Consider the following 25613-nt stretch of genomic DNA (forward strand, 5'->3'; position numbering starts at 1 on the left):
TTAGACCTCCTTCGCTTGGGTCGCTGAAACTGCGTTCTTAACGAAGTCCTCAGTAAAGTGTTTCATGGCACTCTGTACTGGGAATGGCGTCATACCGCCCATGGCACAAAGAGAACCGTCTAACATCGTCTCACATAGGTCAGACAACAACTCCATGTTTGCGTCGACGTTCTTACCTTCGCGAATACGGTCGATCACTTCGACACCACGTGTAGAACCGATACGGCATGGGGTACATTTACCGCAAGACTCAGCAACACAGAACTCCATAGAGAAGCGTGCCTGTTCACTCATATCAACCGTGTCGTCAAACATGACAACGCCGCCGTGACCAAGAACCGCATCTTTCTGGCTAAATTCTTCATAGCCTAGTGGTGTATCCCACTGGCCTTCGTGCAGGTATGCCCCCAAAGGGCCACCTACTTGCACCGCACGTAATGGACGACCATTGCGTGTGCCACCACCGAATTCGAACATCAGTTCGTTCAGTGTAGGACCAAATGCCAATTCCACCAAGCCGCCGAACTTAACGTTACCCGCTACTTGGAATGGCAGCGTACCGCGAGAACGGCCAACGCCGACATCGGCATAGGCTTTCGCGCCTTTGTCCATAATGAATGGCACAGCCGCTAAAGACAGTACGTTGTTAACCACGGTGGGTTGACCGAATAGGCCGACAATCGCTGGCAATGGTGGCTTCGCACGCACTAGGCCGCGTTTGCCTTCTAAACTTTCTAGTAGTGACGTTTCTTCACCACAGATGTAAGCACCAGCACCCATACGCACTTCTAGGTCGAAGTGGTTGCCGCTGCATAGAATATCGGCACCTAGCAAGTTGTTTTCGTATGCCGTTTTGATCGCCAGGTTCAAGTTTTCAATTGAAAGCGGGTATTCAGAGCGACAGTAGATGTAGCCTTGTGTTGCGCCAACAGCAAGACCTGCAATGGTCATGCCTTCAATCAGCATGTATGGGTCACATTCCATTACCAAACGGTCTGCAAATGTGCCTGAGTCACCTTCGTCGGCGTTACATACGATGTATTTTTGATTCTTTGGAGATTCAACATCCAGAACCGTCTGCCATTTGATGCCAGTCGGGAACGCTGCACCGCCACGACCACGAAGGCCAGATTCTTTGACGGCATCAACGATTTGTTGAGAAGAAAGTTTAATGGCGTTTTCTAGACCTTTAAAACCGTCGTTGGCTTGGTAATCTTCAAGCGACACTGGGTTAGTGATGCCTAGGCGTGCAAACGTGAAACGCTCTTGACGTTTTAGGTAAGGAATTTCTTCAACTAAACCTAATGCTAGAGCGTGCTCTACGTCGCCTTTCCAGAATTCCGCTGCAAACAAAGACTCAATGTCGCCTTCTTTGACCGGTCCGAAACCGTAACGACCTGCTTCGGTATCCACTTCTACAAGTGGTTCGATCCAGTAAAGGCCACGGGTACCATTGCGACGTACTTCGACGTCGACTTTATGTTCTTCAGCAACGATCTCAATCAGACGCGCAATGCGATCCGCACCGCGAGCTTTGGCGGTCGTGTCAGAAGGAACGTGAATGCGAAATGTCATTAAAGAATCTCCACTCGATCGGTTTTAAGGCCTTCAACTAATTCATCGAAGCGTGTTGCGTCGACGTCAGCATGAATGTCGTCACCCACACGAATAGATGGGCCACAAGAACAGTTACCTAAGCAGTAAACTGGCTCTAGGGTAATGTTACGGTCGGCCGTGGTTTGGTGGTAGTCCACACCTAGGGTCGCTTTAACATGAGATTCTAGCGCACGAGAACCTTGCGCTTGGCAAGCCTCTGCACGGCAAATCTCAACAACGTGGCGTCCTGGCTGATGTGTACGAAAATGGTGGTAGAAGCTGATCACACCATGAACTTCTGCACGAGTTAACTTCAACGCCTGAGCGATCAAGGAAACAGCCTCTTCAGGAACATAAGAAAAACGGTCCTGAATAGCGTGTAGAATCGGTAATAGAGCTCCTGGCTTGGATTTGAGCTCATCAATGATGGCCTGGGCAGTTACTGGCTCCCATGCAACTGCTTTAGATGTAGTCATTGTATTTCCTCCTGTCGCCCAGCTACAAAATTGAGTTCGTAATCTGGTGGAAATGTTACTTATTATTGTAGCGGTTAATGCGTTTAACAGCAGTGTAGTTCAGTTAAGGTTCTCTTGCAGAACCTTCACCAGTCAACTGCTACTTATACCGCTGTCAAGAGTTTAAAGCTGATGCGCACATTAGCACAGGTCGATTCTGCTTATTTATCTTATTACGACACATTCAAGTGCTTGGGCGTATTTAATTTTCAAAAATACTGCTTCATGAAAAGGTGCTTGATTTTTGCACAAAGTGTTGTCTTAGGTCATGACTTGTGTAAAATTGGCATGCCAATTTTGGTTTAACAAATAAATTCACAACTACAAACACAAAAGTTACAAAAATATAAAAATCGTCGTAATCACGACCTGTCCTGACGCTTGCGTGCAAGATTCGTCAGGGGAGCTGGTTTCTAATTGCCTACACCCCAATATTGGGCGATAGTCCACATAAATGTCATGAATGGCACTATTGTGGGACAAATTAGAACAAAATACGGCTAAAACTCGGACAAAATAAGTGCGGCATCATTATGAAGATAGGAATACCGAAAGAGATTGAAGACGGCGAGCTGCGGGTAGCCATGACCCCAGCAGTCGCTGAGAGGGTCAAGAAGCTAGGCTTCGACTTGGTGATTGAGAGCGGCGCAGGTGCGGCAGCTTCTTATTCAGACGAGGCGTATCTAGCGGCAGGCGTTGAAGTGACCAGTGATACAAAAGCACTGTGGCACGATTCAGACGTTTTGATTAAAGTTCGTCCACCGGTTGAACACCCAGAGCTAGGCTTTTATGGCATTGAGCTTTTGGGTCAAAACCAGACACTCATTAGTACCCTCTATCCAGCGCAGAACTCAGTGAAGCTAAATCAATTAGCTGAACGAGGCACAAATGCTGTCGCTTTGGATGCCGTACCGCGTATTTCCCGTGCGCAAAAAATGGACGTATTGAGCTCCATGGCGAACATTGCGGGTTACCGTGCTGTCGTTGAAGCTGCGCAACATTTTGGCCGTTTTTTCACGGGTCAAATCACCGCCGCTGGTAAAGTTCCACCAGCGAAAGTACTTGTCATTGGTGCCGGCGTCGCAGGTCTTGCGGCCATTGGTGCAGCGAAAAGTATGGGTGCGATTGTTCGTGCGTTCGATACGCGTCCTGAAGTAAAAGAACAAGTCGAAAGTATGGATGCGGAATTCCTAGAATTGGATTTCGATGACGAAGACGGCAGTGGCGAAGGCGGTTACGCCAAAGTCATGAGCCCTGAGTTCATCGCCGCAGAAATGGCGCTTTTTGCTGAACAAGCAAAAGAAGTCGACATTATTATTACTACCGCATTGATTCCGGGCAAGCCAGCACCAGAACTGATCACTGAAGAAATGGTTCGTTCTATGAAACCAGGCAGTGTCATCGTTGACTTGGCAGCGGAAACCGGTGGTAACTGTAAGCTTACGAAAGCGAACGAAGTGGTTCAGGCGCACGGTGTTACGTTGGTGGGGTACACAAACTTGCCAAGCCGTATGGCCGCACAATCTAGCCAGCTGTTCGCAACCAATATCTATCACCTGTTAACAGAATTGTGCCCGAACAAAGATGGTCAGATTGATCTGAACATGGAAGACGAAGTCATCCGTGGTGCAACGGTTGTGAAACAAGGCAACATCACTTGGCCACCACCGGCGCCACGTTTATCTGCAGCACCAAAAGCGGATGTCAGTGAGCCTTTGCCGGAGGCGAAATCAGACGCTAAAAAAGAAGAAAAGAAACCGAGTGCCTTTGGGTTCCTTATTCCTGTCTTCCTTGTTGGTGCTTTGCTAATGGGTGTCGGCAGTGTCGCGCCGGCTGAGTTCATGGGTCATTTAACCGTCTTTGTGTTGTCGTGCTTCGTCGGTTACATGGTGGTTTGGGGAGTTAGCCACTCACTTCATACACCACTTATGAGTGTGACCAATGCCATCAGTAGTATCATCGTAGTCGGTGCGTTGACACAGGTTTCGAACGATAGTCCGATCGTTGCGATACTGGCTGCTTTGGCCATCTTTATTACCAGCATCAACATCGTCGGTGGCTTTGCCGTGACGCATCGTATGCTGAAAATGTTCCGTAAGTAGGAGACGACAATGAACTTTGGAGTAATGACGGCTGCCTACATCGGAGCCAGCGCCTTATTTATCATGGCACTGGGTGGCTTAAGCCACCAAGAAAGCGCACGCCGCGGTAACATCTACGGCATTTTAGGTATGGTATTGGCAATGGTTGTGACCATTGCTGGTGCGGTGACGGACAACTACGGTTTGCTACTATTGGGTCTTGTGCCGGGTGGTATCATCGGTTATGTCTTGGCAAAACGCGTTGAAATGACGTCGATGCCAGAATTGGTGGCGATTCTACACAGCTTAGTAGGTTTAGCGGCAGTGTTCGTTGGTTTTGCCAATGCCCTAGGCCACGGTGCTTACGAGTCGGTTGTAGCGCAGCGTATTCATGATGTCGAAACCTCTTTAGGTATCTTCATTGGTGCGATTACCTTTACGGGTTCTTTGGTTGCTTACCTTAAATTAAGCGGCAAAGTGTCGGGTAATCCACTGCAGTTACCTGGTCGTCATATGATGAACCTAGCGATTGTATTGGTTTCTCTTTACCTGATTGTTGAGTTTGCAGCGGTAGGCGCGACTGACGGTATGATGTACTTATACATCATTACATTGCTTGCCTTGGTATTTGGTGCGCATCTGGTTGTAGCGATCGGTGGTGCGGATATGCCAGTAGTTGTGTCGATGCTGAACTCTTACTCTGGTTGGGCGGCAGCGGCCATGGGCTTCATGCTAGGTAACGATCTACTTATCGTAGTCGGTGCACTAGTGGGTAGTTCAGGTGCGATTCTGTCCTACATCATGTGTCGAGCAATGAACCGTAAATTCTTGAACGTTATCCTAGGTGGTATCGGTAGCAAGAAGAAAAAATCGACGCCTGCAGCGGGTGCGGCAGCAGAAGAGCAAGGTGAGATTGTTGAGATTCAGACAGAAGAAGCCGCTCATATGCTGGAGTCTGCTAAAGAAGTCATGATCATCCCTGGTTACGGTATGGCTGTTGCGCAAGCACAGCACACAGTTTACGAGATCACTAAGAAACTACGTGAGAAAGGCGTCAATGTTCGCTTTGGTATCCACCCAGTAGCGGGTCGTATGCCAGGTCACATGAACGTATTGCTAGCGGAAGCGAAAGTGCCTTACGACATCGTTTACGAAATGGACGAAATCAACGAAGATTTCCCGAAAGTAGACGTATCTGTTGTAATCGGTGCGAACGATATCGTTAACCCTGCTGCGAATGACGTAGAAGACAGCCCAATTGCCGGTATGCCTGTACTTGAGCCATGGAAAGGTAAGCACACCATCGTACTGAAACGTGGTATGAGTCGTGGTTACGCGGGTGTCGAAAACCCACTGTTCTTCAAAGACAACACTCGTATGCTTTTCGGTGACGCGAAGCAAACAGTGGACGCTTTGCTAAAGCACTTGTCTGCTGACTAAGTTCTTTAGGCAATAAAGAAAGCCCGAGGCATCGCTCACGCCTCGGGCTTTTTTTTGTTTATGAGTTCGAGTAGGTGGTAAGCCGATGTAAGACAAAAGCATTAATTCAAAGACTTAATTTAATCTAAGCTCTTGTTAAGAAGTCTTAATCAAAGTGAATGCTTCATAAGTTTTTGAGGATGCTAAGGTATCAAGTTTTAATAAATTGGGTATCTATTAATGGAACTTTTAGAGCAAATAGTCAATATTCTTCTTCCTGTTTTCATGGTTGTGCTATGTGGCTTTGTCTATTCCAAAATATCACCGACCGATATGTCTATTGCAAATAATTTAAATATGAATTTGTTTGTACCGATCCTTATTTTCTCCGTTATGGGCAGTAAAGATTTTCAAATTCTTAGTTACCTTGGAGTGTTAGCGGCAGGTGTTTTTATTGTCTTGTTTTCTGGAGTCGCAGCGATACCAGTTGTCCGTATTATGGGTGTTAAGTGGCGTACATTCTTGCCACCTATGATGTTCAATAACATTGGTAACCTAGGCGTTCCCATTATTGTTTTGGCGTTTGGTGAATCGGCTCTCCCCGTCGCTATCGTGTTATTTATGGTTGAAAACCTACTACACTTTACTGTTGGTATGAAGATAGTAAACCCAAAGTCCAGTTTTATGCACGTGCTAAGAGTGCCTATAGTCGTGGCTTCACTTCTAGGTATTTTATTCAGTCTTTTAGGGTGGCACCTGCCAAAAACAATTCAAATATCAATGGATATGATGGGAAAGGTCTCGATTCCATTAATGCTATTTGCGCTTGGAGTTCGGATTAATGATGTTGATTTTGGTGAATGGAAAATCGGAGTAGTCGGTGGCATTCTCAGCCCAGTCACTGGTCTTGTTGGTGTTGCAATCATCGCTTTATTATTTGATTTCCCTGATATGTGGTTAGGCGTACTGGTGATTTTCGGGTGTTTACCGCCGGCCATTCTGAATTATATGGTTGCAGAGATCTATAATCAGGAAGCTCAAAAAGTGGCGAGTATTGTGATGATCGGAAATTTGATGAGTATTCTCATCTTGCCTGTTGCATTGATTGTAGTGGTTTAATGTCATTTAGTAGTGAAAGAGAGTTTGTTGCTAAAAAAAACCCCGCGAGGCGGGGCAAACTAAAAGCGAGTAACATGACGGAAAAGAGCTTTAAGTTCACTCAGTGAATGAGTGAACCGCCGTTTACGTCTATTTCTGAACCGGTGACATAGCTTGATAGATCTGAAGCTAGGAATAAGCAGCAGCCTGCTACTTCTTCAGCTTTGCCTGCGCGACCCATAGGGATTCCTTCCATGACTTTTGCGTGCATGGCGTCATCCATTTTTCCTGCTGTTATATCTGTACCGATAAAGCCAGGACAGATGGCATTAGATCGAATGTTGGTTGGTGCTAGTTCTCGAGCCATTGCTTTCGTTAGACCAAGTACGCCAGCCTTTGCTGCTGAATAGTGTGGGCCACCAAAGACACCACCGCCACGCTGAGCGGATACAGAGGATATGTTCACAATGGAGCCAGCTTGTTGTTCGCGCATAGTTGGAATTACGGCTTGGCTCATTAGGAGTGTGCCACGTAGGTTAACATCCAGCACTGCGTCGTAATTGGCACCTTTGATGTCCATGATCTTTAAAGGTTGTGTGATGCCTGCATTGTTCACAAGGATGTCTACGCGTCCCCATTTTTCTAGCAAGTTAGCGACTGCTGCTTGGCAGTCTTCCTCTTTAATAACGTTGCAAGCCAGTCCAACATGCTGTGGACCAAGATCTGCAGCGGCTTCGATAGCTTGTTCAAGATTTAGATCAAGAATGGCCACGGTAGCACCATGCTCAGCAAACATTTTCGCTGTTGATTTGCCAAGACCGTTTTTAGATGCTGCGCCAGTCACGATTGCGAATTTACCTGAAAGAATACCCATGGATAGATCCTTATTTGTTTAACCACATTTTTATTTTGGTAAGCATGGCAGAGACAGATATGCCGTATTGATCATGAAGTACAGGGAGCGCGCCTGCATCAAGGAATTCATCTGGAAGAGCAACATGCTTCATCTCAGGGAATACTTGGTTTTTCATTAAAGTCATAGCGACTGCTTCGCCAAGGCCACCAATTTCAGTATGGTTTTCTGCAACGACCACCAATCGGCCAGATTTCGCACACTCGCGCAAAATAGTTTCTGTATCGAGCGGTTTAATCGTAGGTGCGTGCAATACACTTACACCGATGTTATCTGCCTTAAGCGTTGTGGCGACTTCTAGAGCCCGCATTGTCATAAAGCCTGAGGAAATAATTAGTACATCGTTTCCTTCCGTTAGGACTTTTGCCTTGCCTAGTTCAAATTTATAGTCGTAGTCCTGCAGTACTGATGGCACTTTGCCACGTAATAAACGCATGTAGACTGGACCATCGTGAGCGGCTATCGCAGGGACAGCTTGTGCGGTATCTAAGGCATCACATGGATCAACGATGGTCATATTGGGCATGCCACGGAAAATCGCAACATCTTCGGTAGCTTGGTGGCTTGGGCCGTAACCAGTTGTTAGGCCTGGTAGGCCACACACTATTTTTACCGGAAGGTTATCTTCCGCAATAGCCATGCAGATAAAGTCGTAGGCACGACGAGATGCAAATACTGCGTAAGTTGTAGCAAATGGAACAAAGCCCTCTTTTGCCATACCCGCTGCTGCGCTGAACATTAGCTGCTCCGCCATGCCCATTTGATAAAAACGCTCTGGGTGTTTTTGTGCAAATACATGTAGGTCAGTGTATTTAGCAAGGTCAGCGGTCAAGCCAACAATATTCTCTTGTGTTTCCGCAAGTTCTGCCAAGGCGTGGCCAAATGGTGCTGAAACGGTTGGTAAGCCTTCTGCTGCAAGCGATGCAATCATTGCAGAAGTAAGTTGGCGTTCCTCTGCTGGAACTGGCTTACGAGGTTCCCATTTGGATAGACGACGACTCATACTCATGCTGGTTTCCCCTCTTCAAGAACTTGTAATGCTTTGTCCCATTCGTCTGCTTCTACACGAACAAAATGGGTGATTTCACGCTCTTCAAGGAACGGAATACCTTTACACATTTTGGTATTACAGATAATGACGCGTGGTACAGGCTTTTCGTGGTTACGAGCGTTATCAAATGCTTCAATAACGGCGTCAAGATCATTGCCATCTATGCGCTGTGTATACCAGCCAAACGCATCCCATTTTTGATCTAGGGGTTCTGACGATAAGGTCTCCGTTGATTTGCCATCTGCCTGCTGATCATTGAAATCTACAATACAAATTAGGTTATCTAGTTTGTGATGTGCGCCAGACATAGCGGCTTCCCATGTAGATCCTTCACCTAGTTCGCCATCGGACATTAAGTTATAAACGAATGAGTCAGATTTCTTCGCTTTAAGGCCCAGCGCCATGCCCACAGCAATGCCTAAACCATGACCTAAAGAGCCACCAGTAATTTCCATCCCCGGAGTGTATGAGGCCATGCCAGACATTGGCAGGCGGCTGTTGTCAGTGCCGTATGTTTCCAATTCGTACTCAGGGAGTATGTCGGCTTCTAACAGAGCAGCGTATAAGGCTATCGCGTAGTGACCAATTGAAAGTAGAAAACGATCGCGACCTTCCCATTCGGGCTCGTTTGCTCGGTAGCATAGCGAGTGGAAATACGAAACGGCAAGTACATCGGAAATGCCTAATGCTTGGCCAACATAACCTTGACCTTGAACAGCGCCCATTTGTACAGACTTATAGCGAATGTTCCATGCCCGACGCGCTAAGCTAATCGGTGTTTCTGATGATGGATTCATAACATCTCTCTTTTATTTTAATTTACAAGTTGGTAGAACTCGTGATGCTCATTCTGCGCCGCGACAAAGGGGTGGACAATTAGCAAGAATTAAAGGTTAATTAAGCTGAGCTTAAATGTCTTGGAAGTAGGTGTGAATAATGTCTCGAGATCCCAGTTTAAATGGCATGATTTATTTTGAAGCGGTAGCACGCCATGGAAAAATAGCTCGCGCTGCGGAGGAGTTGAATGTGTCACCTTCCGCGGTGAGCCAACAAATAAAATTGCTCGAAGAAATGCTTGGAGTTGCTTTGTTCAAGAGAGATAAACGACAGCTAAGCTTAACTTTGGAAGGTGAGCGTTTGTTTATGGCAAGCTCTTCAGCTTTTGGTATTTTGAAAAATGCCCGTCGTGTCATTTCTCGAAAACGTGACAGTCATCAGCTTATAGTTAAGGTGATTCCGAGCTTTGCAGTGCGTTGGCTTGGACCCCGTTTACATGCCTTTATTGAGCGGCATCCAGAGTGGGATTTGCGCATTGATGCGACACCAGATCCCACTAATTTTGAGCGGGAGGTCGTGGATTTCGATATTCGATATGGCCCAAGTCCCTGGCCAGGTCTGTCTTGCACTCCAATACTGCACGACTTTGTTATACCTTTGTGTAGTCCCGAGTATCGTGATCAGATGCGAGATCAATCCGAAAATATTCAAGAACAAGTTTATAATGCTCGATTGGTCAATAGTGTTAAAGCTACTTTGCAATGGGAGACATGGATGGGTCGCCATCGCATGAGTTCAAGCGCGAATATGCCTGCAATACGATTTGATCGCTCATCTATGGCGATCCAGCAGGCAATGAATGGAGTGGGGTTAGTATTAGAGTCAACTACGCTAGCATTAGATGAATTGATTTCGGGTAAGCTAGTCCCAGCGTTCCCTGAGCTTGGCGCTATAAAGTTGCCTTCCTACTGGATGGTGAGTCCAAGTCAGCATCAGAGCCGGAAACTTTATCAATTGTTTGCAGAGTGGCTATTGGAAGAAGCTGTGTCTCATACACAGTTAACCCTAGAAACACTTCAATCTCTAGAGGTTACTGTTATTGAAGATCAAATCATGGATGAATTGCTCGACCCTAGATAAATGTTGGATACACGAAGAAGCCTCCAAGCTTATGTCATAAGCATGGAGGCTTCTAATCTTTCTCGAAAATATGGGTACTAATATATGATTAGTGAAGGAACATAGCTAATAAGTCCTAAGACAACCAATGCGAGGAGGTAGAATGGTACTAGCTCCTTCACCACGTGACCTATCGGTACCTTGGCAATGTTAGACGATATATAGAGTGTGGTACCTACTGGTGGGGTGTATAGACCAATGGCTAAATTCACCACCATAATTAAGCCTAGTTGAACCGGATCAAGCCCAATAGAAGCTGCAATGCTTGAAAATAGAGGTGTTAATAGAAGTACTGCTGCAGGTAAGTCTAGAAAGGTCCCCACGATCAACATGATCACGTTCATCGCCAAGATAACCATCCAAGGCTCAGAGATCGTGGCAGTTACCCACAATGCTAAATTCTGTGGTACTTGTTCTAGAGTTAAAATCCATTGAATGATGGACGATGCCATAATTATTGCCATTACTGCACCAGTCATGACACCTGTATCAACAATCGCTTTGATGATGCCCCTTACATTGATGTCTCGATAAATAAAGAGACCGATAAATAACGCATAAGCAACAGCTAATACACTTATCTCAGTTGGGGTAGCGATACCAAAACGCAATGTACCGATGACAAAGATTGGCATGAAAATCGCTGGCAGGGCATGAATTAATTGTGTTTTCCATTGTTTGAACCCGCCTTCAACAGGTGAGTTTTTATAGCCGCGTTTTATAGCGATAAGCCATACTAAAAATAGCATACCGAAGCCAAGTAATATCCCTGGTAAAATGCCAGCCACAAACAAGTCAATGATCGAAGTATTGGATGAGAGCCCGTATAGTATCAAAGGTATCGACGGTGGAATCAGAACTGACACGGTTGAAGATGCCGCGTTTACTGCGCCAGCGAAACCTGCAGCATAACCTTCTTTCTTTTGTACAGGGATCAAAGCGTTACCTAATGCAGAAGCGTCTGCAACGGCAGATCCTGATACCCCACCGAACATAACTGAACCTAATACACTGACATGGCACATTCCACCTTTTAGACGGCCCACAAATAATTTAGCGCACTCAACAAGATAAGTGCCGAATTTGCCTTGCATCATTAAGCTGCCGGCGAGAATGAAAAAAGGGATTGCCAGCATTGGAAAGCTTTGAGTCGGTGTGTACAACCGCTGTGCCATCACCGCTAATGGCTTATTGTCCAAAAATAGAGCAACGCCAGAAGCACCAATCATTGCGTAAGCAACAGGCACAGACGCAATCAAAAGTAACGGAAATAACCAGAGTAATATGGTAGCCATAGTAGGAGCCTAACTGTAATTATTGTTTTCAGGATTTCTTTGCAGACTATTTTTAGACAATAAATAGTCGATGATATTGAGCAGAGAAATCAAAGCGATCAATGCGAAAGCATAAACTAAGCTGGAGTACCCAAAAATTTGTGGTAATCCTGTTTCTGCAAGTTTCGTATACTTAGATGCTTTTATGATTGGCATACTAAAATGAACTACACCGACACAAGTTGCACCAATAATCAAATTAACGCCGATAAGCATGATTTTTTGCAAAGACGTGGGCAGAGCATTGACCAGAGAGTCTATAGAAATGTTGCCTTTCAAAGTTGATGCTAACACCATTCCCGCAGCAACGGACCAAGGGAACAAGAGCTGTGGCAACTCGTATGCCCACGTTATTCCTTGATCAAAGAGGTAGCGTAAAACCACGTTAGCAAGAATGGCTGTAAACATAGCGCTGAAACTGGCAACCACTATAGTGGCGCTGAGTAGATAGATAACGTGTCGGATGAAAGCAGAGAGCTTTAAGGCAAAGTCAAAGCGAAGCTTTGACTTTGCCTCTACACTTCCGCTGGAGGTGTAGTGTTGCATTTTATTGTTCCGAAGCTTGCTTTAGTTTTTTCAGGAAGTCGCCGTACTGTATTTCGTACTTGTCATACACTGGAGCCGTTGCTTTAACAAAGGCATTGTAGTCGACGTCACTAAAAATCGCCCCCTCACTTTCAAGAACGGCTTTTAAACGCTTCGCTTCAAACATATTTCGGCCACGCTGGTACCAACCCGCTTGTTTTGCTGCATTTGTAACACAGTTTTGAGTGGCGTCATCTAAACTTTCCCACCATGCAAGTCCGGCTATGACTGGTGTGCTTTGGTACTGATGACCTGTCATAGAGATGTAGGGGGTGATCTCATGTAACTTCGCAGAGTATATGTTGGTAAGAGGGTTTTCTTGTCCGTCAAATGCGCCGCTGCGAAGAGCAGTTGGCAACTCGCTCCAAGCCAATGGTGCTGGATTTGCGCCGAGAGCTTCGAAAATGTCTAATGCCACTTCATCTGGTGGTGTACGAATCTTCATACCTTCTATATCTTCTGGTGTTTGGATAGACTTCTGAGTATGAGTAACGTTTCGGAAGCCATTATCCCAGAAAGTAATGATTTTCAGACCAGAGTTTTGTGCTTTTTCGTCGAGGATCTCACCGATCTCCCCATCTAACACACGCCAAACATCGCTTTCAGACTCAAATAAAAACGGTAGCCCAAGAGTGCCGACTTCAGGAACGATTTGGGCGGTAGTACCTTGGGAGTTAGCTGACATATTAATGATGCCTGCCTGAGCAGAGATTAATTGTTCTGCATCATCCCCCATTGTTGCAGAAGGGGCGACTTGTACGTCATATTTTCCTGCAGTACATTGTGGCACGAGCGTAGCAAACATTTCTGCAGCCTCGTAACGTGGATTGCCTTGGTTAGCTCCGTGAGCAAAGACTATTGTATCTGCAAACGCTGAGGTAGTAATTGCAGAAGCGACACCAGCTGCTACGATGGTTTTTGTGATGGTTTTCATTTGAACTCCTAGCTTATGCTAATTTATTCTTATGTTTCGTTCACTATGACATGAGTTACGTCATGGACTAATAGTCATGCAATCTGTGAAACGTAGCAATCAGGAAAACTTAAAGAAATGTTAAGTTTAGCTTAACGAAAATATCTGATGGCTTGGTATGGTGATTGCTAATAGTGTGACGAAGCTTAATGGTACAAAACTTGTTATAAGGTTGTTTCATATCTATTGAATCAGTCTTTCGAGGATAAAGGATGGAATCCCGCTAAAGCAAATCGAAGGTCTCTGCTTGACCTTATTTAGCTAGGATATAAATCGCATGGGCGTTTAATATAGCCCTAGATATAACAGCTTTAATTTATGGTTGTTTTTTTATACAGTTTTGCTCGATAAATTTGCTAGCAGGCAGGATGCCTGAGTAGCCTATCCGACACTCGGCTCTGGCTTCCATTTCGCCCTAGCACCGACATCCCTGTCGGTGAAGAATGTGCTGTCTTGGGGAGGCCGTAACTGACTTTGAGCCAGTCTAACCAACTAAAGTGCTGACAGCTACGCCATATCCAATGTTAGTAATAAGCGGTACTGGCCGTCGTCAACTCCGGGCGAACGGTGAACCGCTCCTCGGCCTTCATTTCCTTCCCAGCGCTCACCTTTTAACAGCGCCACGTCACCGACACTGATTTGTTTAACGTCAGCATCGGAACGAATTAAGCCTGAGTGACTGTCCGGCTGGCCCTTATTACCACGTCCCAGTTTTTGACGGTTTAGCGATGGCTCGTCAATCCACTCGGTAGCGGGTCCAGCATAAGTCGTAATCAGGCGACAAGGCACTTGGTCCACATGAAAACGTGGGCACATAGCGCGATCAACTTGCGTTAGACGAAGGCCTGCTGTGTTTAAATCAAATAAACAGCAGTAGGCATCAACCAATAGGGCAATGTCGCGGATCAAGGCGTCACGACCATCGATATCCGGTAGGCCACGTGTCAAAGCATCACTTACGTTTTCAGGCGAGACAATTTGATTGAGTGGAAAGCTCTTCCCTGCAGAGAGCACCTTAAACACTGCTTTTTCCGTGTCGCTGTCGAGCTTACGCTGCCACACCATTAAGTTAACGTCGTCTTGATAAATACCCGCAAGGCCCGATAACTTGTCAGAAAAATCTGAAACTGGCGAGCGTAAAGCAGCGAAGGTTTCTTCTAAAACGCTCATGCTGCCCCCTGTTGCCATTCTGGGAAGGGGTCTTCCATATTTTTCCAGACACTTTTGCCTTGCAACAACTCTTCTTCTGTTAGTAGGGCATCGTTGAGTGCTTGTGTCATGCTCTCTTGATCAAGGTTTTGACCAATGAAGACCAGCTCCTGTCGCATATCACCAAAAGGCTCATGCCAGCTTTCTTTGATCAGTGCTAATGATGCTTCGTCTTGTGGCCAATATTGTTTTGGCACTGCATGCCAAAACATACCTGCAAAACCGTACTGAGCAATGCCACCTGCTTGGCTCCATTGCCCTGCAAACTCTGGGCGCGACGCTAACCAAAAGTACCCTTTTGAGCGAATCAGCTTACCGTACTGCTCTGTGCTGTGTAGAAAGTGGTGGAAGCGTTTAGGGTGAAACGGTTTGCGAGCGACAAAACTGAAACTGGCAATGCCATATTCTTCGGTTTCAGGCGTGTGCTCACCGCGCATTTCGGCAAGCCAACCGGGTGCTTGTTGGGCTTTCTCAAAGTCGAATAATCCAGTGCCTAGCAATTTATTAACAGGCGCTTGCCCACGTTCCATTGGAAGGATTTCAGCTAGGCTGTTTAAACTGCGAAGGATGGCTTTCAGCTCATTAAGCTCTGATTCATTTACCAAATCGATTTTGCTGATCAACAATAAGTCGGCAAACTCGACTTGATCAATCAGCAAGTCGGCGACGTTGCGCTCATCTTCGTCACCTAAGAACTCACTGGTTTCTTTCAGGCTTTTGGCGGTGTTGTAGTCCTTTAAGAAATTGACGGCATCCACTACGGTGACCATGGTATCGAGTGTTGCGATGTCCGATAGGCTAATGCCATCTTCATCGGCAAAGGTGAACGTCTCAGCCACGGGCAGCGGCTCCGAAATGCCTGTGGACTCGATGACAAGGTAATCAAACTTGTCAGCTTCGGCGAGCTTGCGTACTTCAATCAATAAATCTTCTCGCAAAGTGCAACAGATGCAGCCATTACTCATTTCGACCAGCTTTTCTTCGCCGCGATTAAGTGAGACTTCTTGTTCAATGAACGCGGCATCAATGTTGATTTCGCTCATGTCGTTGACGATCACGGCAATGCGCAAGCCATCACGATTATTGAGCAAGTGGCTGAGTAAGGTGGTTTTACCAGCGCCTAAAAAACCGGATAAGACGGTAACGGGCAGTCGTTTTAGTGTGGGGGATGTGGTCATTAGATTCTCTCCTGAATTTATAAAACGTTATAACATAACATTTGTTTTTGTTAAAGCGTGTTGCTTTCTTGTGTCATCCCTTAGACCTACGCATAAATTACTTTTACTATTGACCCCTTGGTTGGAGTTGAATGTGAGGTGACGTGTGTCTGAGCGAGAACAAGAACTGCTGCAAGTGATGACTCGGGTTGATGGCGTCACGCCAGGAACGGGCCTTAAGAAGCATACGAAAATGGCAACGAGTCCATTTGTTATGCTACGAGGGGCTTCCTCTGTGTTTTATCAAGATTTGGCCAGCCTGAACTACTGTTTGCCTGACGCATTAGAATCATGGCCACTGACGATGGTGATTGGCGACTGCCATGTTTCTAACTTTGGCTTTTTTAGCGAAGAGGGCTCCCATGGGGATGAGGTTATTTTCGCGCCGAATGATTTTGATGATGCCTGTGTTGGGCATGCGGGCTGGGATCTACTTCGGTATGGCGTGAGCTTGTTATTGTGTGCTGACCATTGCCAAGGTGCTTTGGAAGCGCGTTATCAGCTATTGGAGCCAATAGATAAAAGCAAAGTCATCGATCATGATAGTACACAGCGCGCATTGACGGCTTTTTGGCAAAGTTATCGCGACACCTGCCAACGTCTACTGGATAAAGAAATCGATTATCGTTATGTCTTACAAGATTTTGCAGATGAGCATGTATTGTATAAAGCCGAGCAAAAGGCTCGTAAGCGCCAAGCTGGTGGCATCGATTTCTCAAGCAAAAGTTCTCTAGCGAAAGCGGTTGATCTCGACGCTCGTCCATTGGTTTTCAAAGAGGATGCGGAAAAGTTTAAAGCAGTGGACGGCAATACCTATCGCACTATTGAAAAGGTTTTTTCACCTTATGTGGACGATCATATTCTCGATATCGTCGAGCGTATTGGTGCTGGAACGGGTTCCGTCAACATGAAACGGTATTATCTATTGGTTGGGCCAGAGACGATTTCCACAGAAGAGGACATTACACTGTGTCATCTTGTTGAAGTGAAAAAGCAGCGGGCCGCCGCAGCGCTGTTTGAATACCAAGATTTAAGTTTAATGAATTTATTATCGCCTGCGCATTTGACCGTTAACTGTCAGCGCCGCATGCAGCGCAATCCAGATCTGGTATTGGACGATGTGAACTGGCGTAAGGCGCATTGGTTGGTTCGTTCACGACATCATGCACGAGTGGGGATCGACCCAGAAGACATTGCGTGTGGTAAGCGTGCAACAAAAGGCGGCTACGAAGAGTATGCTGTTGCCTGTGGCACAGCGTTAGCGTTAGCCCATAGTCGTTTCGATCGGCGCTCTATGCGCTTTGAACAAGTCGTAGTGAATACCTCCGATGATGCTTGGTTGGCGTTGGAAGCACTGCAGCATGATTATGCCCAGCAAGTGATCGAAGATTGGCGATGGTTAGCACAGCTGGAGTCTTTAGCGGAGTAATGCCAATATGAGACAGCGCTTTTTAGCTCTTTGTGATTTCCGCCCAACTGAATAACTGCTGATGATCAACCGTGTCTATTTGCTCTGTTTTAAGAAACGTTTTTGCGTAAGTGAGGTAGGTTTCAGTCTCGACAAACAACTTAAATAAGGGGCCATCTAGGTGTTCATCGCGCACCATAAAGGCCAGTATTTTGAGAGATTCAGAGACGGTCTTGCCAACTTTATAAGGCCGATCCGACGCGGTTAATGCTTCAAAGACATCGGCAATGGCTAAAATACGATCTTGTACGCTTAATTGTTTTGCACTGAGCTTTCTAGGATAACCACTTCCGTTGAGCTGTTCATGATGATTACTGGCGATGTTAGGTACATTCTTTAATTCTTCTGGAAACGGCAGGGATGACAGCATCTTAAAGGTCTGTACCATGTGGTCTTTAATGATAAAGCGTTCTTCTTTCGTCAACGTGCCGCGCTGAACACTTAAGTTATAAAGTTCCCCTTTGTTGAATGCCTGTTCTGGTAGATCCATATCGAAGCCCCAGATATTGTCTGAGTTATGAGCTTCGACTGCAGGTTTACGATCTCCCCATTGTTCTATGTGCTCAATCTTGTCAACTAACAAAGCCTCTTGCACTGGCAGCTGTTCTGGTGTGTTAGGAATTTGATATTGCTCGTCCTGAGATATACCAACACGGTTACTAAAATGACGTGTCCAAGTTTGGTTGGCGATACTTTGCAATCGGTCTAGGTCCTCTTGATCCATAGACTCGCTGCCAATATTGGTGTTGGCGATAAAGGTAAAGTCTTCTAGCAGGCGCTGCTGTTGAAAGTGTTTTCTTTGCGCCAGATATTCCTGATCTTCACCAGCAAGTTGTCCTGTCAGATAGGCAATCTCAGCATCGCGCCAAAGTACTTCAAAACGCGTTCTAACTTCATGTATACGGTTATAGATGGTTTCTAATTTAGTGGCCTTATCTACGACATGAACTGGGCTAGTGATTTTGCCACAATCGTGTAGCCAAGCTGCAATATGGAACTCTCGGCGTTCGTATTCGTTCATTTGAAAGTGAGCCAGCGCATCTGACTGTGATCGAACCGCCTCGTCAGCCAGCATTTCAGCCAGCTCAGGCACACGTTCACAATGACCACTGGTGTATGGCGACTTTGCATCAATTGCATCAGCAAGCAAACGAATAATACCGTCCAGTAGTGCTTGTTGGGCTTCAAATTGTTTGTGGGTGGTGATCGCCGTGGCGGCTGCACCAGAGACTTCAGACATGAAGTTATGAAATGCCTCATGATCAATGCTTGAATCTTTTGGGAGTTGAAGAACTAATACGCCAAGAATCGATTCATCTCTATCAATTAACGGTGTTAGAAATAGGCCTTTATCTTTAGCTTTTAAGGTCGTAATTAATTCAGGAAGCAGGCTGTCCCATGTCTGGCTGTGGCATTCGATCAGGTCAGGGATCGATAGATTACCTTTAGAAGCAATCTTTAATGTTAGCTCGTTCTGATTAAATAAATACACCGCTCCAGCGCTTGAAGAGGTGATTGCAATCAAATGGTTTGACACCTGCGCAAGCATACTCTCTAAATCCGGTTGATGTGCTAGTTTGTGGGAGATGGATTGAAAACTATGGATGGTTAGAGCCATGTGATCGGTGAGAGAGGAAAGCACATTAATCTCTTTCACAGAAGAATGGATCGCAATTTTGCGATTGAAGTCGAAAGAAGCGAGTTTGCTCACCTCTTGAGAAAGTTGTTGCAAAGGCTTCGAAATAGAACGGCCGACTAACAGCCCGAAAAACACCAAGATGAAGATAGCGCTCGCCGATAGTAGTAGTTGATTGATCAAGTGTTTATTGACGTCTCTTAGCAGTTCCGCTTCTGGAGTGGCATAAAGCAGAAGCCAGTCTTGATTGCTAAAGCTGTCTATCGGCAGCGTCATGCCGTACCAAGTATGTTCATTCACACTAAACTCTTCCAGATTATGTTGTGCCTTATCTAGTGTGATCAGCTGAGCGAAAGCTTTGTTGGGTAAATCTGATACGCTTTTTAAAGTGGGCTTGTTTAAATTATCGTACTCGACAAGGGGGATGTCTGGGTTGCTGTGGCCCAATATTAAATGGCTTTTATTGACCAGCGCCATTTGTACAACGTTGGAGGGCTGTAAACGTTTCATGAAGCTTGATAGGTCATTGATTGAGGCATCTACACCAACAATGGCTTTGGCATTTTGATTACGTATGGCAAGTGATGCACCGATTTCTTCAGTAGTATAAAAAGCGTAAGGTGGTGTAAGAATCAGTCCATTAGATTTTTGAGCGTCCTGAAACCAAGGCCGCTTACGGGGATCATAAGCATAATCCTTTGACGCAAGAGCAAAACCTAAGGAGTTGAGTTGTTTGTCGAAAAACTCCCAGCGAGTTTCGGTGATAATGCCAGCAGCATTGCGGTCGATTGCTTGTAATAAATAGTTTGCCTTGTCAGGTGCTGAGAGAATTTGTTTGGCGCGCGAGTTTTTTAGCGACCGTAAGAGAAAGAAGTCGCCATCGTCATAGCCAACGTACACTGAGCTCAAAATTGGGTTCATTTCCATCATACTGGCTAGCAGTGGAATGCGAGAGAGACGTTGGTCTAAGGTTGTTTGATTCACGATGGCATCATGATTAAGCAGGATGACGCTTTGTTCCGCAGTTTGGGTAACATATTCGATCTGTTGCTCAAGTGAAAGAGTCGACTGTTTGACATTAATTTCGACTTGGTCTGTTAAAGAAGAGCGCGAATAAAGATAAGAGAACAGAGTTAATGCCGCAGCCAGCATCAGCATACTGATGATAATGCTGCCACTGAATAAAACTTTGATAGGAATGCCTGATTCCTTGCGGTGCTGGTTCATCCATGTATCCCTTGGAAAGGCTAAAATACAAATAGCGATCGCCACAGTAGCTTTTTAGTATTGTCGACAGTTCAGCAATATACAAGAGGTACATGCTCGAACTAGTGCATTCTCAGCACATAAAAAGGGAAAAGGCGTGTTGAGTTATGATTTTTAATGAAAAGCCTGTAGAGGTATGAATACAGGCTTTCGATTCAAGCTAATAAGACGGACTACTGCTCCATATCTGGTGGTAGCTGACCTGATAACGCGGCTTGAATAGTACTTACCAGTTGTATAAAACCCTCTCCACCTTGATATAGATCTGCACCGGAGAAAATATAATTCTGACCTTCATCATTAGTCATGATCAATTGCGGAACACCGCCTGACCCTGGCAAGCGGCTTAAAAGCTGGCTAGCTTGTTGAACCATTTGATCGGCTTGCTGTTGCAGTGGACTGTCATTCTGCAGAGCTTGTTCAAGCATGTCTGCGTCGATGGAAATGCCTTGGTTCGCAGCCACTCCTGTAGCAATGCTCACAACAGCAGGCACTTCAGAGGTATCGATACCATCGACATAACGACGTAATTGCGTCTCATGCAGAAACAGTCCTGCTAACCCTAATTTCTGTGACTCAAGAAAAATGGATGCCTGTGTCAGCGCGCGTGATGAAAATACGCCATCTGGTTTTTTCAGTACGTTATCAAAGTAAGCATCAGAAAACTCTTGGCTAGACAGAGATTGAATCCGCAGGTCATTGGATTTTGCATGCTCTGCAATGTCGCTGGTCGGGCGGGCTTTGTAAAAAAGTCCTACGGGCGCCATTGCGATATTTCCTAGATCTGCTTCACGCAAAGCTTTAATAGCAGGTGCGGCGGCATAACACCAGCCACACAATGGATCGAATAGATAAGTAAAAGTCATAATTGACAGTCCAAATGGTCCTAAGGTCTCAACATAAAACGAACGATAAGACTTTAAAAGTGCTTTGCCGTCCAGAAGAAAGGATGGTCGTTAGAGTCGTGATTCTTGTAAAAGCCTGAAAAGAGATCAAAAAATGGTGCTTGATCTCTTTTCAGGGCTGCGTCTTAATATTCGGTGCTACGGGGTTGGTTCAAAAGTTTACAGGGTACATGCTCGTCAGTTCAGTGATTTTTGCTTGCTCCGCTTCGTCGAGCAACCAAGCTCGGAATAATGCCGCATGAGGGTGCTCAAAGCCCTGGCTTGAGCTAATCAAATAGAATGCCTCACTGGTTGCAAGCTTTTGCTCGAAAGGAGCGATCAGCTGACTGGTTGTGATCATTTCTTTAATTAAAGAGCTTCTTCCTAATGCAATCCCTTCGCCTGATTTAGCCAACTCCAATGCTGAAATTAAGGTATCAAAATGAATGCCTTGAGACGAGTCAATATGCTGAAAACCTGTTTTGTTTAACCAGTATCCCCAACCTTCATTGTAACCATCCACGTGTAACAAGGTATGCTCGGAAAGTTGATTTGGGGTGTTTAGTGGCGTAGCAGTATTCAAAAGAGTAGGGCTACAAACTGGAACAAGATGGTCCCAAGTGAGTCTGTGATAATTCACACCAGACCAGTCCCCCATCCCGTAGCGAATTTCCATGTCCGATTCTTTATCAAGGTTTTCTACCCAAATATTGGTCGGTAGTCGTAACTTGACTTCAGGGTGAAGTTTTCTAAAACGACCGAGTCGAGGAGCTAACCAGGTTGTAAAAAAAATCAAGCTGGAGCGAATTGTTAGCGGTCGAGTTTGGCCTTGACCAAACAGTTCATCGGTTACCTCCGCTAAGCGCTCAATAGATTCATGAACGATGGGAATATAAGCTCGCCCGGATTTAGTCAATTCCAAGCCTCTTGGTAAACGTTTAAACAGCACAGTGCCTAATTGTGCTTCTAATCCTTTTATTTGTTGGCTGACTGCCGCTTGGGTCATATTGAGTTCGTGAGCTGCCTGTGTAAAGTTCAGGTAGCGTGCTGAAACTTCAAATGACCTAAGCCAATTAAGGGGAGGAAGTTTTTTTTTCATTTTTATTCTTCTGAAGTTTATTGGTTCATGATCGAGCAAAAGTGCTCGTTACCAGTCATTTAAACTCTAATAGGTAGATTTTGAATTATCAGCTTTTTTAACGTATTTATTACTAACTATTAACGCCATAGCAGCTCTCTAAAACGACTTCCTAGAATTAGAATAAACTTTCCCTATGACTGAATTAAAACAAAAAAAATAGGCCAGTAAAAAAACTGGCCTATTTAATTGTAGCTAATGCTTTAATTAGCTTGGAAAGGCAAAAGACACACCTTCACGTACGCCACTGGAAGGCCAGCGCTGCGTGATGGTTTTACGCTTCGTGTAGAAACGCACACCATCTGGACCATACGCATGAAGATCGCCAAACAAAGAGCGCTTCCAGCCACCAAAACTATGGTAAGCAACTGGTACAGGCAGTGGTACGTTGATGCCTACCATGCCCACTTGGATATGATTTGAGAAATAACGCGCTGCTTCACCATCACGAGTAAAGATACAGGTACCATTACCGTATTCATGATCGTTAATAAGTTGCATCGCCTCTTCCATGGTGTTGACTCGTACGACCTGCAGTACGGGGCCAAAAATTTCTTCTTTGTAGCTCTGCATCTCAGCGGTTACACCATCAATGAGTGTCGCGCCAACAAAGAATCCATTTTCATAGCCTGAAATGTTTGGCTCGCGACCGTCGACCACAACTTTAGCGCCATCCGCTTCAGCGCTGTTAATGTAGCCCACAACTTTCTGTTGATGATCACGAGTGATGACAGGGCCAAAATCATTCGTTTTGTCGCTGTACTCACCCACCGTTAAGTTTTTCATAGCAGTTTGCATTTTTGCAACTAAGGCATCGGCTGCCTCTTCCCCTACGGCTACGGCAACCGATAGTGCCATGCAGCGCTCACCAGATGAACCAAACGCCGCACCTAGCAGTTGGTTAACAGCATTGTCCATATCTGCATCAGGCATCACAATGGCATGGTTTTTAGCGCCTCCCAATGCTTGGCAACGTTTGCCATTGGCACTGGCCGTCGCATAAATATATTCAGCAATTGGGGTTGAGCCGACAAAGCTCACGGCTTTAATTCGATCATCCGTCAGTAACACATCCACCGCTTCTTTATCACCATTGACTACGTTTAGCACGCCTTCTGGCAAGCCTGCTTCCTGTAGTAACTGAGCAATATAAAGTGTTGAGCTAGGGTCACGTTCTGAAGGTTTTAGAATAAAGGTGTTACCGCACACAATTGCAAGCGGGAACATCCACATCGGCACCATCGCAGGGAAGTTAAAAGGGGTGATACCGGCGACGACACCAAGGGGCTGGAATTCGCTCCAAGAGTCGATGTTTGGTCCGACATTTTTACTGAACTCACCTTTTAGAAGTTCTGGTGCGCCACAAGCGTATTCTACATTTTCAATGCCTCGTTGCAGCTCACCCGCTGCGTCATGGCAAATTTTACCGTGCTCTTCACCGATCATTTGGCAAATCTTATCGCTGTTTTGCTCAAGTAGCTCTTTAAAGCGGAACATCACTCGGGCACGTTTCAGCGGTGGCGTATCGCGCCACGCAGGGAAAGCGGCTTGCGCTGCAGCAATAGCGTCTTCAACTGTTTCTTTTGGTGCTAAGGCAACTTGTTTTGAAACCTCTCCAGTCGCAGGGTTGTAGACATCTTGCATGCGCTGTGAAGTGGTCACTAGTTGACCATTGATTAGGTGTCCGATGGTGTTCATTGTGTTTCCTCAAATATTGTTAGCATGGTACTAAGTTATATCGGTGATGACGGGGTTTTGTTATCACTCACCAAAGCTGTTGATAAATGTCGATGATCTGCTCTGCTGTTGGCACGATAGGGTTATTGTTAGGTGACCCCGATGCGAGCGCTTGTTCTGCCATCGTTGGCATTAAGTCAAAAAATTGCTGACGGTCGATGCCAAATTGCTCGGGTGTTGGAACCTGAAGTTCATCATTAAGAGCTCTCAGCTCAGCAATCAGTTTTTGGTTAGCGACATCATCTGAATCAGCTTGGGTAGCGACACCGATTGCGCGGGCACAGTCCGCGTATTTCTCAATAGCACTTGGGATAGAAAACTCAGTTACAGCTGGCAATAGCATGGCATTTGATAGCCCATGAGGCACATGAAATGCGGCACCGATAGGTCGACTCATACCATGAACCAAGGCAACGGAAGCATTAGAAAAAGCAACGCCAGCGAGTGTAGATCCCAACATCATCGCTTCTCGTGCCTGCTTGTCACTGCCATCGTGATACACCCGGCGTAAGTTAGGTCCAATTAACTTCATAGCAGCAAGAGCTTGGCAATCACTGTAGGCACTTGCTTTTTTACTGACATAGGCTTCCATCGCATGCGTCAACGCATCGATACCGGTGTCGGCGGTGATTCGAGCGGGTAAGCTGAGAGTCAGTTTGTAATCGACAAGTGCAGCGACTGGCATAAAGCCCACCCCGACACAAAGCATCTTTTCGTCATTGGTTTCGTCGGTAATGATGGTGAAACGTGTCACCTCTGTACCAGTGCCCGCCGTGGTTGGCACTGCTATGATAGGCAGACCTTCCTCATTAACGATTCTTGGAAATTTGTAATCGCGCATTTCGCCACCAAACTTCCCTAAGATGCTAATAGCCTTCGCACTGTCAATTGGACTGCCGCCGCCCAAGGCGATAATGCTGTCGTAGTTGCCATTACGCACGGTGTCAACGCCCGCTTGAATCGAGCTAACCGTTGGTTCAGGTACCGTATCATCGAAAACTTCCGAGTTGATCTGGTGATCTTTCAAGCAAGATTGCACTTGTCCCGCGTAGCCAAGTTCAACCATCATTTTATCGGTGATGATGAGAGGGCGAGTACACCCCAAACTGTCCAAAATGCTCGGAATTTCTAAACTAGCATTTTCTCCTACCTGTAAAATACGAGGCAGAATGATTTGGTTAGACATATCGGCTCCACTTATTGTTATTGTGTTTGACCTTAGTTCATCTCTTAACACTTTCAACATACTATTTACAGCGTAAAGACATACCTTGAATTACCGCAACCTTAGGGCTACGAAACAACCTCATTGTTATTAATAAGCGAAAGTCTTAAAAGCAATAAAAAATCACCCTAAGAGTTAAGTATTTTTATGGGTGTTGTTGCGCCCCGCCACCCTAAAATCAATATTTCTATATTTATCAGTTGTTTATGTTTTTTAAGCGTTTTTACGCTTTTTTGATATAAAAAAAATCCACCCATTGGTCTTGTTTTTATTGCTAGTAGCCGCTTTGGGGCAATTCTAGTATGCGCCCTG

At 45.6% G+C, this 25613-nt stretch carries 20 protein-coding genes; 5 read left to right on the plus strand and 15 right to left on the minus strand.

The window, feature by feature from the left end; all coding sequences use genetic code 11:
* Entirely contained in the window at positions 1-1575 is a 1575-nt protein-coding gene (locus AYW75_RS01460) for a formate dehydrogenase beta subunit (protein WP_067094346.1), read from the minus strand.
* Positions 1575-2072, minus strand: coding sequence for a formate dehydrogenase subunit gamma (locus AYW75_RS01465; protein ID WP_067094349.1), 498 nt, complete (start codon positions 2070-2072; stop codon positions 1575-1577). The genes AYW75_RS01460 and AYW75_RS01465 overlap by 1 nt, the downstream gene beginning before the upstream one ends.
* A 572-nt stretch (positions 2073-2644) precedes the next feature.
* On the opposite strand from AYW75_RS01465, the gene AYW75_RS01470 reads away from it, so the two are divergent.
* From AYW75_RS01470 to AYW75_RS01480, 3 genes are all read left to right on the plus strand, one after another.
* Positions 2645-4213: a Re/Si-specific NAD(P)(+) transhydrogenase subunit alpha gene (locus tag AYW75_RS01470; RefSeq protein WP_067094352.1), complete on the plus strand. Its 1569-nt coding sequence runs from the start codon at positions 2645-2647 to the stop codon at positions 4211-4213.
* A gap of 9 nt (positions 4214-4222) precedes the next feature.
* Entirely contained in the window at positions 4223-5632 is a 1410-nt protein-coding gene (gene pntB / locus AYW75_RS01475; protein ID WP_067094355.1) for a Re/Si-specific NAD(P)(+) transhydrogenase subunit beta, read from the plus strand.
* Between the two features lie 219 nt (positions 5633-5851).
* Positions 5852-6730 (plus strand): AEC family transporter, encoded by an 879-nt coding sequence (locus tag AYW75_RS01480; RefSeq protein ID WP_067094358.1) that lies wholly within the window; start codon positions 5852-5854, stop codon positions 6728-6730.
* A 100-nt stretch (positions 6731-6830) separates the two neighbouring features.
* Here the strand turns inward: AYW75_RS01480 and AYW75_RS01485 are convergent, their stop codons facing one another.
* The 3 genes from AYW75_RS01485 to AYW75_RS01495 are packed head-to-tail and all read right to left on the minus strand — an operon-like array spanning position 6831 to position 9470.
* On the minus strand, positions 6831-7583 hold the full coding sequence (locus AYW75_RS01485) for an SDR family NAD(P)-dependent oxidoreductase (protein WP_067094362.1): 753 nt from the start codon (positions 7581-7583) through the stop codon (positions 6831-6833).
* Between the two features lie 10 nt (positions 7584-7593).
* The gene (locus AYW75_RS01490; protein WP_067094365.1) at positions 7594-8631 is read right to left on the minus strand and encodes a transketolase family protein; all 1038 of its coding nucleotides are present in this window, start codon (positions 8629-8631) and stop codon (positions 7594-7596) included.
* On the minus strand, positions 8628-9470 hold the full coding sequence (locus tag AYW75_RS01495; protein WP_067094368.1) for a transketolase: 843 nt from the start codon (positions 9468-9470) through the stop codon (positions 8628-8630). The genes AYW75_RS01490 and AYW75_RS01495 overlap by 4 nt, the downstream gene beginning before the upstream one ends.
* Before the next feature lie 139 nt (positions 9471-9609).
* On the opposite strand from AYW75_RS01495, the gene AYW75_RS01500 reads away from it, so the two are divergent.
* Positions 9610-10590, plus strand: coding sequence for a LysR family transcriptional regulator (locus AYW75_RS01500; RefSeq protein WP_067094371.1), 981 nt, complete (start codon positions 9610-9612; stop codon positions 10588-10590).
* Between the two features lie 77 nt (positions 10591-10667).
* Here the strand turns inward: AYW75_RS01500 and AYW75_RS01505 are convergent, their stop codons facing one another.
* The 5 genes from AYW75_RS01505 to zigA all read right to left on the minus strand — a co-directional run bounded on the left by AYW75_RS01505 (position 10668) and on the right by zigA (position 15908).
* The gene (locus AYW75_RS01505; protein ID WP_067094374.1) at positions 10668-11924 is read right to left on the minus strand and encodes a TRAP transporter large permease; all 1257 of its coding nucleotides are present in this window, start codon (positions 11922-11924) and stop codon (positions 10668-10670) included.
* 9 nt (positions 11925-11933) lie between these two features.
* Positions 11934-12509, minus strand: coding sequence for a TRAP transporter small permease (locus tag AYW75_RS01510; RefSeq protein WP_082856338.1), 576 nt, complete (start codon positions 12507-12509; stop codon positions 11934-11936).
* Position 12510: 1 nt separating this feature from the next.
* Positions 12511-13482: a TRAP transporter substrate-binding protein gene (locus AYW75_RS01515; RefSeq protein ID WP_067094377.1), complete on the minus strand. Its 972-nt coding sequence runs from the start codon at positions 13480-13482 to the stop codon at positions 12511-12513.
* A 546-nt stretch (positions 13483-14028) separates the two neighbouring features.
* Entirely contained in the window at positions 14029-14691 is a 663-nt protein-coding gene (locus AYW75_RS01520; protein WP_067094380.1) for a DUF1826 domain-containing protein, read from the minus strand.
* Positions 14688-15908 carry a zinc metallochaperone GTPase ZigA gene (gene zigA / locus AYW75_RS01525; RefSeq protein ID WP_067094383.1) on the minus strand — a complete coding sequence of 407 codons (1221 nt, stop codon included), beginning with the start codon at positions 15906-15908 and terminating at the stop codon, positions 14688-14690. Before zigA ends, AYW75_RS01520 begins: the two co-directional genes overlap by 4 nt.
* 145 nt (positions 15909-16053) lie before the next feature.
* Here zigA and AYW75_RS01530 point away from each other — a divergent pair, with 145 nt between their 5' ends.
* The gene (locus tag AYW75_RS01530; protein ID WP_082856340.1) at positions 16054-17376 is read left to right on the plus strand and encodes a DUF2252 family protein; all 1323 of its coding nucleotides are present in this window, start codon (positions 16054-16056) and stop codon (positions 17374-17376) included.
* A 22-nt stretch (positions 17377-17398) separates the two neighbouring features.
* Here the strand turns inward: AYW75_RS01530 and AYW75_RS01535 are convergent, their stop codons facing one another.
* The 5 genes from AYW75_RS01535 to AYW75_RS01555 form a co-directional block, all read right to left on the minus strand.
* The gene (locus tag AYW75_RS01535; RefSeq protein ID WP_067094386.1) at positions 17399-20278 is read right to left on the minus strand and encodes an HD domain-containing phosphohydrolase; all 2880 of its coding nucleotides are present in this window, start codon (positions 20276-20278) and stop codon (positions 17399-17401) included.
* Positions 20279-20490: 212 nt separating this feature from the next.
* Positions 20491-21183: a hypothetical protein gene (locus AYW75_RS01540; RefSeq protein WP_067094389.1), complete on the minus strand. Its 693-nt coding sequence runs from the start codon at positions 21181-21183 to the stop codon at positions 20491-20493.
* Positions 21184-21373: 190 nt separating this feature from the next.
* A complete protein-coding gene (locus AYW75_RS01545; RefSeq protein ID WP_067094392.1) occupies positions 21374-22300 on the minus strand; it encodes a LysR substrate-binding domain-containing protein in 927 nt (308 codons plus the stop codon).
* A gap of 246 nt (positions 22301-22546) precedes the next feature.
* Positions 22547-24037, minus strand: a complete 1491-nt coding sequence (locus tag AYW75_RS01550) for a CoA-acylating methylmalonate-semialdehyde dehydrogenase (RefSeq protein WP_067033194.1) — start codon at positions 24035-24037, stop codon at positions 22547-22549.
* 67 nt (positions 24038-24104) lie between these two features.
* Positions 24105-25262, minus strand: a complete 1158-nt coding sequence (locus AYW75_RS01555; protein ID WP_067094394.1) for an iron-containing alcohol dehydrogenase — start codon at positions 25260-25262, stop codon at positions 24105-24107.
* Positions 25263-25613: the final 351 nt, after the last annotated feature.

It is taken from the genome of Marinomonas atlantica (assembly GCF_001639725.1).
GTDB classification, from domain to species: Bacteria; Pseudomonadota; Gammaproteobacteria; order Pseudomonadales; family Marinomonadaceae; genus Marinomonas; species Marinomonas atlantica.